5 protein-coding genes and 1 pseudogene are annotated in these 14,406 nt (G+C 37.0%); all 6 read right to left on the bottom strand.

Translation table 11 applies throughout. The features are described 5' to 3' along the window. Positions 1-103: 103 nt before the first annotated feature. Complete coding sequence (locus MHH33_RS08915; RefSeq protein ID WP_342543620.1) at positions 104-4,348, bottom strand: S8 family serine peptidase; 4,245 nt, start codon at positions 4,346-4,348, stop codon at positions 104-106. Between the two features lie 1,181 nt (positions 4,349-5,529). Next, positions 5,530-6,171 (bottom strand): response regulator transcription factor, encoded by a 642-nt coding sequence (locus MHH33_RS08910; RefSeq protein ID WP_342543619.1) that lies wholly within the window; start codon positions 6,169-6,171, stop codon positions 5,530-5,532. 512 nt (positions 6,172-6,683) lie between these two features. Then, on the bottom strand, positions 6,684-10,862 hold the full coding sequence (locus MHH33_RS08905; RefSeq protein WP_342543618.1) for a S8 family serine peptidase: 4,179 nt from the start codon (positions 10,860-10,862) through the stop codon (positions 6,684-6,686). Between the two features lie 189 nt (positions 10,863-11,051). Further along, a pseudogene (locus MHH33_RS08900) lies at positions 11,052-12,065 on the bottom strand (transposase); the annotation flags it as partial. Between the two features lie 278 nt (positions 12,066-12,343). Beyond that, complete coding sequence (locus tag MHH33_RS08895) at positions 12,344-13,576, bottom strand: helix-turn-helix domain-containing protein (RefSeq protein WP_342543617.1); 1,233 nt, start codon at positions 13,574-13,576, stop codon at positions 12,344-12,346. 214 nt (positions 13,577-13,790) lie between these two features. Next, the gene (locus MHH33_RS08890; RefSeq protein WP_342543616.1) at positions 13,791-13,919 is read right to left on the bottom strand and encodes a hypothetical protein; all 129 of its coding nucleotides are present in this window, start codon (positions 13,917-13,919) and stop codon (positions 13,791-13,793) included. Between the last annotated feature and the right edge of the window lie 487 nt (positions 13,920-14,406).

The raw sequence follows: 14,406 nt of genomic DNA, 5'->3' as shown, positions 1-14,406 counted from the left end.
ACACCCTCTTTAAAAATCTAAAATCCTGAATTATAATTTTTCCCACATTAAGCAGTACCGTTTAAATAGGTCATTCTTGGTTATGTGTACCTATATTTTTAAATTATTTAACTGTGATTTTTCTCTTAACCTCTGTTTTGTTTCCTGATTTATCGGAAACAGAGTACGTTAACGTATATGTCCCTTTTTTCTTCGTATTAACTGTACCTGAGATTTTAATCTTATTTGTCAAATCACCATCAACATTATCCTTCGCTGTTACACCTGTTTTTGGATTAAATGTTGAATTGATATTAATGGTTTTGTTTGTAGCACCCGAAATGACAGGTTTGACATTGTCATTATCAACGGATACCGTTCTCGATAAAGTAGTTATATTTCCTGATTTATCAGCAGCAACGACCTTAATCTTATTTTCACCGTATTCTAAAAGGATCCGTACGGAGTAAAATCCGGCTTCGTTCACTGTAGCTTTTTTTCCGTTAACCTCCACCGAATCGAAATTTTCATCTGATACAGTGCCTTCTACAGTAACGGCTTCGCGATCCGTTTTCATGCCATCAACTGGACTTGTAATCGTAAGTTTCGGTTTAACTTGATCAAGAATGACCTTAACTGGTTCTGAAGTCTCTGTCGTTTCAGTTTCCGTTGAGGCTGTTGCCGTAATGACATTATTCCCGCTTACAATTGATATATCTGATATAAACTTTCCATCCTCGTTCGCTGTTGTTGTTGCAATTTCTTTACCGTCCCTTAAAATGTGTACAGGTGTTAAAGGAGCTGTTACACCTTTAACTGTTACGTTGCTTTGATTTGTATATGTTCCGTTGACCGGTTCTGTTATTATAGGCGTATCCACTTCATAACTCACGCGGGCCCTGATCATTAAATTTCCTACATCATTTGGAGTTGGTGTCCATTTTCCTTCCGTAAACATCCAGCTTCGATAGGCAATTTCCCCATCTTTGTCTGCTGTTATGCCAGGAACATTAGGGAATTTGTTAGGCTGTATATAGACCATATAGAAATCGCCTTCAACGATAATCCCTTCACCAGTCAAATCAACTTCCGTCCATTCTCCATTTAGCTGTGCAGTAGCGTCGATTGGCCCCGCGATTTGCTTTCCTGGTTTACCATACGGACCACTCGCGTCATAGATGGCAACTTGGATTTGCGTTCCACCAGGTACCGGCCAACCTTTTTCCCAAAATCGGAATACTCCAGAAGTAACCAAAGCCCTGTCTTTTCCTTCAGGAAGAGACATTTTAACAGCATATTTAATAGATTGGTACCCTGCGTGTCCATTTTCACCTGTACCATCGTCGTAACCAATTTCACCAGGATGACCAATGAATGGTTTTAGCTCAACATTTTGTTCCGTATTTTTGCCCCCGGAAATAGTGATTTTAATATCTTGATTGTAAAAGTTGTTTGGTGCCGACACATGCATGGTGTAAGTTCCTTCATAAGCAGTAATCGTAAATTGCCCGTTCTCGTCCGTTTTTACTGGGTGAATCACTGCATCTTCCAGTAACATAAGAGTTGCATTCTTAATTGGTTTGCCTGTTGCTTTATTCATCACCCTGCCTGTCACGGTTCCCTGAGGAATTGGTTCTAGCGTAAAGTTTTCTATAGTACCATTGCCATTAGTAATTTCAACTGTATGGTTAGCTGACTGGAATCCATATGCCTCAGCTCTTAATGTATAAGATCCACTTTCATGGCCTAAGGAGTAGCTCCCATCCGCAGGATTCGTATTCACAGAGCGTCCAGTTTCAAGAACGCTGACCCGTGCTTGCAGAGGCAATACAGATGATTTAGAATTTTTAGAATCTTCATCTTGAACGTTTGGCAGTGCTATATTTATTTGTTTTCCAGGTTTAACATTATCGGTATTGACTAACTTTTTCTGCTGATACTTTAAATCAAGGCCCGTTTTCTCCTGAACATCAACCAAGTTTTCTATATTAGAACCATTTAAAGGTGTATTCGAGACATCGACATCGTCCAAGTACCATCCAAAAGCCTGATAGCTTGAATTAGATTGTACATTGAAGATAACGAAGATTTTTTGGCCGGCATATTTGGTCAAGTCGACTTTGCCATCTTGCCATCCGCTAGCGGTGGTACCAAATTCCGCAACATTTTCCCAGTTTGTTTGATCCGTCGAAACGAAAACGCGACCAAAATCGGTTTTGTATTCAAAACCATACCAGTGTTTGAAGTTTAAATATGTTTGACCTTCAGGCACGTTAATCGGCGGCATGGCTAATGACATATCTGCGTCTCTTCCATAAGGACCGCTCAAGTTTGTGGCATACATTTTGTTTTTGGCATCAGCCCCTGGTTTTATAGGTCCAGAAGTTGAAAAAACTCCCCATTCCCAACTATTATTTTTTCCATAGCTGTACCAACCGATTGGAATAGCTTCGAAATCCTGTTTGTACCCTGCAGAAACTCCCGAAACAATTTTTACAGAATAATCGTCACTTGTGACTGCATTCCCTCCAAAATCCACAATATTCCAACGATAAAAAATTGAAGGTTGAGCTATTGTATCATCAGGAATGGTTGCTTGGTACGTTCCATCAAGATAATTACCAGAGGTACGTAACGCTTCAACATTTTTCCAGTCTTGTCCTTCAACAGTACGATATTGCAGCTCCACTTTTTGAACACTGACATTGTCTTTAACACTAATTTCAAGCGGTAAAGACAATCCATCATATGCTTCTGCAGGAACATAATGCTGAAAGGTTGGTGCTGTTGTATCATGCCCTTCTTGAAGCACTTGCCCCTTTACTGTACCAAAACCATTAGTGATAGAAGACACAGCTTTGAACACGTTTAAAAGTCCATAACCGTATCCGCTATTTGGCACTTCCGTATACTTACTATCCGTAAGAGGCTTTGCCGCTTTTATCAAAATTTGTTCCAAGTCATCCACTGTCAAAGAAGAGTTTGCCTGGAGCAGTAAGGCCGCAGCGGCAGCTACGTGAGGTGCAGCCATCGATGTTCCGTGCATTGCATGATACTCGTTTCCAGGAACAGAAGAAAGAATATTAACACCAGGTGCAGAAAGATTCGGCTTTATCTCATCATAAGGGGCTGGACCTCTTGATGAGAAGCTGGCTAATTTGTCATCAATATCTGTCGCTCCTACTGTAAAAGATTCCGGGTAGTTCCCAGGTGCAGAGACAGTGCCGGAACTAGAGCCGGCATTTCCTGCAGAAAACACTGGTAAGATATCTGCCGCACGCCAGTTTTGAACCATTAAGCGATACCACTCATTTAATCCTGGTCCGCCTCCCCATGAATTATTAACAATATCCGGTGCTTTTTCCGGATGGGGATTTCCTTTACTGTCTTTCGGAGCAAGAATCCATTCTCCAGATTGCAGCAAGTCTGCATCTGTAGCTCCTAATGTCGTAAATGCTTTAACAGCAATCCACTTTGCACCAGGAGCAACACCAATATGATGTTCTTTATCAGCCCCTACCATAGTGCCCATTGTATGCGTACCATGGCCTCCCGTGTCATATGGAATGTCTTCCCCATTGGTTGCATCAAACCAGTTAAACTCATTATTCGGATGATCCGGATGTGCTGGGTCATACCCACGGTATTTCTCTTTCAACGCAGGATGATCCCATTGAACACCTGTATCAATATTGGCAACAACGATTCCAGAACCGTCAATCCCCATGTTCCAAGCTTGTGGAGCACCGACTTTTTCGATGTTCCATTCAATGGTTGAAGTTTCTGCCGTATTGTTTGCTTTTACGGATTCCTTTACAGTATTTTGCTGTACCGGCTGAATCTGCTGTCTTATCTCATTCGGAAGAATTTTTTCGATTTCCCCAAATGCTTCCAGCTCATTCATCACATCTTCCGTTCCGGTAACCGCCATGGCGTTTACAATATAGAAGGACTCATATTCTTTTACGTTTCCGGCTTTTTTCTTATTCTCTAAAAATTCTTTTACATTATCCTGAGTTTCCATTGCTTTTGATCTTAATGACGATACTACGGCTGAGCGTCCCATTAGCTCGCTCTTTGCCTCTGTTAGCTTCTGACTTTTGGCATTTTCAGCAGCTTGAGCTGCCACTTTAATAGAATCGACCTGATCTTTAAACTTAATCAGAAAGGTCACATATTGCTTATCATCAAATTGATTAAGAAGCCTTTTACTAATCTTGTCTTCCGCTTTAATATTCGACTCGGTACTAATAGTGTGTGATTTCGAATCTGATTGCGCGTATGAAATTGTTGATACATTGGCAGGTATGATCAGCATCAAACAAAATAACACAGTAAACAACCTGATATAACGGTTTCTTACCCTCATCTTACTCTGTCTCCTCTTTTTGTATAAATTTTCCTTAACCTCAATCATTCTCCCAATCAAGCATTACTAAATGTCCACTTACCTAACTTTGTACAATAAGTGAATTTTAAAAGAGGGATCCGCTCTCAGCGAAAGTGCAGTCATCCTTTAATAGTCCAGGAACCATAAACGTACAGATTTCTCTCTATTTTACAAATGAATTCTTTCTAATAGTAGGATGAGACTTGTATTGTTCGATGACAAGTAGTTCAATTTCACTTTCTAAATAGGTATCATGTAAAAAATAGACCGCTCTCTTCAGCTGTTTTTAGCTATTGGATTGCTTCTCACTAAAATTTAAAATGGCCTAGAGCTTGTACCGCATTTTAAATGGATCGAGTAATGGCAGTAGTTGTAGATATAACCTTCGAAATCATTGAATGATGGAAACGTACTAAGTGACAGAACAGTACTTAAATAGGTATGCATTCCTTCTTTTTCACTTCATTTCTCTATCACTTTTTTACTACCTATATATTTATGATTTAAGTAGCCTCCTCTCTTCCTATTTTTAAAAGTGCAAGAAATAACTGATTGTGCTGGTTAATCTTCAAAGCGTGATGTATGTAACATTCCAATCCTTGTAGTACGATTGAATAGTGCGAATCTGGCTTTTCTTCATCTTCACTACGTATTACAAAGAATAGTTATGTTAATCTCTCACTCATTCCTTAACACTTTGTTTAATTATTTCAAATTTTCAGTATTGGTAAAATTACACAAAAGTCACAAATTCTATGCGCATTAGTATGAAAATAAAATAGTAATAAAGCATTACCATACAACATCCCTCACTATTTTCGGCTTAGGGAGAAAATTTTTTCAAACAAGGAAATTCGGATTTGTGTCCTCAATCCGGATGATAATGTGGATGATTTAAAAATCGATTCCACTCTAGTAGGAGTGATATGGGAAATCTGCATGTCAGAATTGAAAGGTTAAAGGAAAATCCTGTATATGAAAAAGAACCCCTCAACCGTTACGGAAAAGGAGCTCTGCTCTATTCTACTATCAATCTCGGTCATTAATATCCTTTGAAAGGAAACAATAATCTTTTTTCGCTTCTCCTTTGCTTTCATTTCATCCTATCACTAACTAATAATAGATGTTATCCTTCGTAAACAAGACCACAAATATCTTTGCTAATAAGGCGGAATCAGGTGATTTTGTATCGCATAGTAAACCGCCTGTGAACGTCTATTGACATTCAGCTTTTTGAAAATTATTCTCATATGGCTTTTAACTGTACTATCGCTGATATACAGTGTATTAGCAATCTCTTTGTTGCTCATTCCTTTAGTAAGACCTGATAAAATTTCTTTTTCTCGATCTGTTAGTACATTCTTATTTAAGGTAAATTCTTTTTGACTCTGACGAAAGTTAATAAGTTTTTGCATCATGCTCGGATGAATGATTGAGTTCCCATGATATACCGTCCGGATGGCATGAACAACTTGTTTAGATGATGTATCTTTCAACAGATATCCATCGGCCCCAGCCTGAAATGCAGACATCAAATGCTCATAATGTTCATCCATCGTTAACACCAGAACTTTACAGTTTGGAAAATAATTTTTGACAAGTGAAATGACCTCAATCCCATCTTTCTTACGCAGATTAATATCTAATACAATCACGTCAGGAGCACACTGATGCACCTTTTCCAAAATTTCATCTTCTAAGAAAGCTTTTACAATTACCTTAATATCCAGTTCACTGTCCAATACACTACAGATCCCGTGTTTCCAAATGGTATGATCATCAATTAAAAATACTTGAATCATGCTTTAGGTATACCCCCCTGCTTATAAATGTATAATCCATAATAGAGAAAAGCCGAGTCTTTCACTTCTTACATTCAAAAAAAATTATTTTCATTGTTAGCTAATAGAATTTCAATTTTTCTTTGTGTAAGGTTGTAATATTCTATAAATTCTCTTAAGCAGTTTAAAAAACCATTTTCTCTCCTTAAATTTATTTCCACTATCATTATATTGAGATTTGTATGAATTTTTACGTTTCTAAATACTATCAAAATAATAAAAATAAATGAGATCTCCATCTAGGGATCCCTTTATTGCTGGTTTTTTATCAATTTTGATCTGTTATGTGTATAAATTCTGATAGTTTAACATTTTCTACCCAACCACTCAAAAATATTATTTTTACTTCAGCTTTTTTAGGAACAGGGAAGTCGAATAAATCTTCCGATGGCTTTCCCTGTCTAGTTGATGAACATGCCTGGCATACAGAAATAAGAGCAACTACGAATCAAGTAGTTGCTCTTTTTCTATGATTATTGTATTCCTAATGCACGCTTCAGAGTTTCTAATGTTTGTGATTTATATTTCTTCTTTGGAGCAGGTGCATAGTTGATCGTTGGATTTTGCATCAAGTAATTCTTTTCTACAAATGCAAGATCCTTCTCATCAACCTTTTCGTCAAAGTTAATATCTGCTTCACGATTGTTTGTTCCCCAATATGTTTGGATATACAATGCATCCATTACATCGATTACATCATCTTTATTTACATCACCTGCAATAGCCGGATTTAGTCTTAGGGATAGATTTTGATATGTGACTTTTCCATCTTCATGGAAGCCAATTGTAAAGTCTTTGTGTACTGTAAAATGTCCTGGAACATTGAAATCAAGTTCGTATTGATCATCAGTTAATGGTAACTTTGGTATTTGATATGCTACTGAAGGTCCTTTACCCGAAGGAATTACTCCATTGTATACCGTGCCGTTTGAACTTGTTGCTTTTACTTTAATGCCCATTTTTGAATAATCATATGATTGATTAGCTTGCTGATTTGGTGTTCCATAATAAATCGTAAATGCCTCAGCACGATTGATACCACGAGCTAAAGAATACGTTGGTTCCATAAAATAAATTGCAGGATTACCGCTTAATGCTGTTTTTGCCGTATTATTTATATCTGTATACGTAACACTTGGTATATAAGCTGGCCACATTACAGGCTGTGCAGTATAAGTGTTACTCATAGTAAATCCTAAATCTACTAAAGAAAGATTTCCTGATAATGGAGTTGCTCCATCTTTTAATGTAACTGTTACAGTCGCTTCATATAAATTACCAGAAAAAAGCTTCTCCGCAACATTTACATTGACTTTATCTGCCACACTTGGATGTGGTGTGACATTCATTGACGCAACATCAGTGTGATGATAAAACCTATAAACAACTTGTTTTACATTGCTTACTTTATTTAAAGTTAACGTCGCATGGGCTGTTTCGCCCATCTTAGCAGTTCGTTTTTCAGGTTGCATAAAACCGTATGCAACATCGTCTCGAATAACAAAAATATCTCTACCTTCTTTAAATGTTTTATTTGATGCTGCGTCCATTGCATAGAATGAAGGTAACATTGCTCTTGTTGGGTTTGTTGGAATATTAACAGTGAATGTACCATCTGCATTGACAGGAACAGATACATCTCTTCCTCCAAGATTGTCTTTATAAAACACTCTCGTACTTCCTTGATTAAAATTCATGCCAAGTGATTTCATCTCATCTGTTTCTTTATCATACACTGAACCAGTAATCGTCACTGTACTTTGACCATTTTTATACTCAACAACGTCAGGACTGTTAACCGTCATTTTTGGAGCCGTATTATCAAAATAGAAAGGTGCTTCTTGAGAGAATGTACGCCCCGCATCATTTGTTCCAATTATTTTTAGTTTATAGTATCCTGGTTTCGCTAGATCTTGATCATAAGCGAATGGATGCTCTTCATCACCTGTTGCTTTATAGTAAAAACCATTAAATATTTTAGAAACTCCATAATTCACATTTTCACTCATGCCTAAACCATTCATCGTGCCAACGAATCCTAGCTCTTTGTTGGTTTTTCCATCGACAAGAATAACATCAAACGTACGCATATGAGATTTGATGCTAAAAATTGCATTCGTATAAACTAATTGTCCACTATATGCAGAATCAAACACTTGCGTAAATGCTTGTGGACTCATTGTTACTGGGTTTATTCCTTCTTCGACTGTTTTGATTGCAAAAGGTACTTGGTATGTTTCATCTGGATTTTCATGATTTGTATAAGTAACATATCCTTCATACGTACCAAGTGCTGCTGATTTAGGAACTGCAATCGAAACAACTGATTTCTTTTTCGCATTAGGTTCTAATTTAATCGACCTGTCTGTTTCAATCATGACTCCATTTGCATCTGCATCCAATGAGCCTCTGCGACCTGTTTGGAATGTAACGTTCACATCGAATGTTTTTGCTTGATTGCTATTATTATAGAAAAATAGTGAACGCTCTTCACTTACATTTGCTCCACCCGGTGCAAATACGCCAAATGCAAGTGCGCCCGTTAAATCTTTCACTGTTTTTAGGTTACCTTTTTTATCATGTGTTCCTAGTGTTTCATCTAATACTTCAATTCTTGTTTGTGAATGCATCGCTTCATAAGGATCAACTTGCCCTGCGCCTACTTCATACACGCTGTACTCTCCATTTAATGGATCTGCAGTATTCATTAATGTTTCTTTAATTTGAGCAGGCGTTAAATTTGGATTTGCTTGTAATAATAAAGCTGCAACACCGGCTACATTTGGTGTAGCCATTGAAGTACCTGATAAATTATCATATGCATATTGAAAATTACCAACTTGATCTGCTCCGTGCATATAAGATGGTACAGTCGAGAAGACTGATACACCTGGAGCCGTTACTTCTGGTTTAATATCGTATGTGATACGAGCTGGACCACGAGAACTGAAGCTTGCCAATTTGCTTCCTTGTACAGTTTCTTTTCCCATTTCGTCAAATGAGAATGTTGGTGTTCCTGTACCAAGTTTTGATTGAATGACAGTCGCTTGTTCTTTTGATACGGAGAACGCTGGAATCATTCCATACCCTGCACCTAAATAAGTCGGAATAAAGCCTTCTCCAACCACATTATTGGCAATAATTACTGCCTTAGCTCCGTGTTTTTGTGCTTCTTTCACTTTATCAACAAGAGCTGTAATACCTCGATTTACTAATACGATTTTCCCATTTACATCTTTTCCATTATAATCATTTGGTGATCCTGAATTTGGAATTGAGACGATTGGTAGATTTTGTCCTTGTAATGTATCTACTTTGTCATTAAAACCTTTACCTAATAATTTTAAATCCGCAGATACCTCTTCTATTCCATGCAAAGTCGCTTTTGAAGTAGCAATTTCTTGAGTCGTATCATTTGCTCCAACTGTAATCGCTAATGCAGATGCACCTGGTGCCCCAAGTGTGTACATTCCGTTTCCAGCATTACCTGCTGCAACTATTGCTGTAACACCTGAAAGTACAGCATTGTTTACTGCCAGACTTTCAATATTCTCTGGATCATTCGAATTACTACCAAGCGATAAATTGATAACATCCATTCCATCTGCTACAGATTTATCAATTCCGCCTAATACACTTTCAGTTGAACCAGAACCGTATTGTCCTAACACACGATAAACATAAAGGTCAGCATCTGGAGCTACACCTGTTACGGCGTAATCTGTATTATTTTTACCTTGTCCAGAAATGATTCCAGAAACATGAGTTCCATGCTCCGTATAAAAGGTTGATCCCCTTTGATTTTTTTCGGAGAGGCCTGATTTCTTCCAATCGTCGTATGTAGTCTCCATCGGATCGGCATCATTATCGACAAAATCCCAACCTTTCACCGAGCTTGGACTAATTGTTTTCGGATCAACACCTGGTTGAGCACGGTATCCCTTATATGCATCCGTTAAATCAGGATGGTTGTAATCAATTCCTGTATCAATTACCCCTACCTTAATCCCTTTACCTGTAAATCCCTCGTCATGTAATTTATTGATTCCTGGAAATACCTCAGTTGCTACTTTTTTCGAATCACTAGATCCTTTTGGACTAGTAGGTGGCTCAACTTTAAAGACATTATTTGGCCAAACAGCTTTAACAACTTTTGATTTTAATAATGATTTTACTTTATTTGCTGGCAGTTCGATTGATACCCCATTTAGTGAGCTTTTATATGTGCGTTTAATCTTAAACAATTTATTATTTTGTTTTAAATCATCTTTATAAATTGTTTGTAAATCACTTTTAAACGTTTCTTGTGCGGAATTTGCTTTTTGTTCGGCATCTGAAAGTGATAAACTATTTCCATTTGCTACTTCTTCAATTACTGCAACTTTTGCCGGCTTGTCCTTGAATTCTACAATTACTGATAGATTATCTGAACTCTCTAAATCTACTGAAGGTGATAACTGTAATCCTTCCTCACTACTTACTTGTAGTTTTTCTAATGCTTGACGTTGTTCTGGTGAAAGTTTTGCGAGTACTTGCTCAATTGATTCAGTTGATTTTGCTTGAACCGAATGAAATTGACTAGTTGGTATCGAACTAAATAACAGTCCGCTACTCAATGCGACAATCGCAGTCCCTTTGAAAAATTGTTTCATATTTTCTCCTTCTCTCCCTGTTTACTTATTACTCTCTTACTATACAGAGGGTTGATGACATTTTTGATTTTGCTAAAAAGCATCAATATCTAATTTATTTTTTAATCGAACTATTCAGACATACAAAAAGCCCTCTTAAGGGGGCTTTTTATGAAATTATTCGTTTATTGACGATTTTTCAGCGCAACATTCTTTGTCATAACGAAAACAGTCATCTTCTCTGGTGCCGTAAACAGAAGGATTAAGGGAATTGTAGTTATAATTTATTCACCATCTATGTAGTTCAAATTATCTTTTGAAGAATAAGCTGTATCTGCTAATATTTCGTTTACTTCTAACGCTTGAGCCTTCGTCTGGTTCACCAATTGTTTTAATTGCTTTCAATCATCTTCTGTCCAGTTGTTACTTTTACTTGAGTAATAATTTCTTCTACAGTCAAGGCGATGTGAGATTTATAACCAAAAAATGAACGAGAGACTGATTTCCATCCAAATCTAGCATCTGGGTCAATTGCAGAGCGAATTCCTTTGTTCGCAAGTAGACGCTCATCTTCAATAATCTGTTTTGCCACTTTTAGCTTTTCTTTAATTGCGCCTTCAGCATCCGGAAGTGCTCTCTACTCTCTCAACAGTCTCTCCTAATAGAGCAAGGTATGAAATCATTATCTTCCCTTTTTCTTCTTCCGATATTTCTTTAGGAAATGTTGGATAGGCAGGTAGTTTGTCGTAAAGATTTTTGTGTTGCTTTCTTACGGTTCTTCGAAGTCTAGAGGCAGCCTTACTAAGCCAATGGCTTTTTTTTCGCTGCGTTTGCGAGAGTATGGGTTGAATCAATAAATAAGCCTTTAGAACCGATTAGTCCTTTTTCCTGTGCTTGTTTTACTATTTCAGTTAAAACTTTCTCGATATTCTGAGCACCCAAACGATGCTTTCGGAAACGGCTTGATTGAGATGAATCTGGTAAGGAATCATCCGGATTCAATCCTAAAAATCACTTGTAAGCCATATTGACCTGTGCTTCTTTAATGATTCGTTCATCAGAAAGATTGGATAATGTCTGAAGAAAAAGCCGGCGGAATAATAACTCAGGTTCATTCGCTGAGCGACCATAGAATTCACAATATGAACTTTTGACAATGTCATGGACAAAACTAAAATCTATGATTTCGTGGATTTGTCGTTGCTGATGATTTTTTGGAACAATGATGTAAAGTTCTGCGTGGAAAGATAAAGTAGTTTGTTTGTTTTGATTGATTTAACATGATTAACACACACTTTCAGAGCTTTTTATTTTATACGAAAAAGGGAAAAGCGAATCTAGCGCTTTTCCCTAATTTCTGTATTCGTTTTGCAGTGCCCTCCTTTGAGGCCTCTTTTTTATTACTTATTCATGCGCAGGTTAATTTAATAATGAAAAATTCCGCTTGATTTCTTTCTTTTAAGTGCGAATAACCAACAAATTAAAGGAAAATAAACCGCTTTTTATTTTAAAAGTTGTTTGCTCATATTTTCTGTTTGGAATAACTTCACATACATTGCTTCATGTTCGACTGTGACGTATTCTCTATATTCCCAATAAATAAGAATGCATTGTTTAAATCTCTCTCTATTTCCGATTTGATTTGCCGCATATGCTACATCCAACACTTCATACAGCCCTTCTGAAAATTGCTTGCTTGCAAAATGGTACAAAGCATAAGCATAACAGAAACGCAAGTATAATTGCTGCTGATGCGGATGAATACTCACAGCTAAGTCTTGGATAACATTTTGAAATCTATATATCAATCGCTCAACATCCTCTAATCGATGCAGATGGACATACGCCTCCAATACTCGCGGTAAACCGGCAAACATATCGTCCCTGCCTTCTAACCAATTTAAGTATTCATCCACATATTCGAATTGACCGAAATCTAAAAAAACACAAAATCGATTCCCAATAGCTGCACCTGCATAATAATCATTGACTTGCTCATAACGATCTATAAGGGCTAATACTTCTTCTAAAGAGTTCCCTAGGCGTTGTAATGCAAGACTCTGGTACACAAGGGCTCTTCCATAATGTTCCCCTTCTTTAGCTATTTTCTCTAGTTTACGAGCATAATAGAGTGTTTTTTTCCATTCCTCTCGTATAAAAAATGTAGCTGTTATCCACATATAGGATAATATCTGAAATTCTTCTGGCATATAAGCTATATGTTCCAGCACATGCCCAAGGGCGTATTGTCCTTCTTCTGTCAATCGAACTATATAAAACCGTCTGAAATAACTAATCGCTACTTCTTGCGAGAAGTGATCGGGCATGTTCTCTATGATGAATTCATACAGTGACAATGCCTTCTCTTCTTTTCCTTCTTCAAAAAGCTGCTCAGCCACAGCAAAAATGTGAACGAAATTTTTGTTTCGAATAGTTTTAGACCTTTCTTCTAATACTGCATCCAAAATGGAGTGGAGCTGCTCTTCAAATCCCATCACTGCACATTTATATAAAAATTGCTCACTTTTCCGCTTATCCAAATACCGGCTAACATTAAAACATTCCTCAGCAAAATAAGAATATAAAGCGCCTTCCGTCAGCCCGAGTGAAAGAGTGATTACATCCAAATTGTACAATGAAAGTGACTGTTTATGATTCAAAATACGGCTTATGTCACTTAAATGGATGCCGGATTGTTTTGCCAAATCTGTTCTGCTTAATTTCATTTTTTGCATACATTGGTAAATTTTTTCGGAAAGAATGGCATTCATCTTATTCACCAGCTTTCTTGTTGCGTATTTACCTCATAAAATTTGTATTGCATTTGTTACAATCTCTCGAATATTGTATAATAACCTCTTATTTTTTTCAATTTACAAAATATTATTTCAATTAAACAATTTACATTATTTTATATTGTTGCTGTTTACGATATGGTGTGAAATACTGCTAATTGCTCCATTGTTCCAATTCACCCATTTCAACTTTAATTGTTCCACTATGCTCGTTATGAATCACAACCTTGTCACGCCATTCTTGCGGGTTTCTGTTCTTTAACCAATCGGACCTAGTGTTCATTCCTTCCTTCTGTTTTGGGTGGATTCCCCCCCTTTTTTGCGTTGATCCTTCTTACCATTCCAATATGTCACAATAAAAAACCGCCAAAACCCAGTGTATATCAGAGGATTAAGCCGGTTATCTCGAACAAGAAAATTCAGGTTAATTACGACATCATGATATCTCTTGGCCACGAAAAGATAGAAACAACGATGATTTTTTTAGATAAAGCATTTGCAAAGGAACGTCATGCAATCCATCAATGGAACCAGAAGTGTTTGGTGAATATATAATAGAGGAAAACAAAAACCCTTTAGTTAATAAAACGCTATAGGGTTAATCTTTTGGATAGTTAAAAATAAGTAACACGCGTTTGCCGATTATTACTAATTAACATCAATTTTCCAGTATTAAATTATAATACATGCCTGTTTACAGCACCAGATCACTACCGAGATAAGAACAAATCTATTTATACATTTTTTTGTTCCTATGATCCACTTTGGTC

Source organism: Paenisporosarcina sp. FSL H8-0542, from assembly GCF_038632915.1.
GTDB lineage: Bacteria > Bacillota > Bacilli > Bacillales_A > Planococcaceae > Paenisporosarcina.
Note: the sequence above shows the minus strand (reverse complement) of the source record. Positions and strands in the feature narration are given on the sequence as shown.

Excerpts from the sequence above, each read along its gene's own strand:
- MHH33_RS08915 (WP_342543620.1), bottom strand. The coding sequence starts at position 4,348 with ATGAGGGTAAGAAACCGTTATATCAGGTTGTTTACTGTGTTATTTTGT.
- MHH33_RS08910 (WP_342543619.1), bottom strand. The coding sequence starts at position 6,171 with ATGATTCAAGTATTTTTAATTGATGATCATACCATTTGGAAACACGGG.
- MHH33_RS08905 (WP_342543618.1), bottom strand. The coding sequence starts at position 10,862 with ATGAAACAATTTTTCAAAGGGACTGCGATTGTCGCATTGAGTAGCGGA.
- MHH33_RS08895 (WP_342543617.1), bottom strand. The coding sequence starts at position 13,576 with ATGCAAAAAATGAAATTAAGCAGAACAGATTTGGCAAAACAATCCGGC.
- MHH33_RS08890 (WP_342543616.1), bottom strand. The coding sequence starts at position 13,919 with ATGAACACTAGGTCCGATTGGTTAAAGAACAGAAACCCGCAAGAATGG.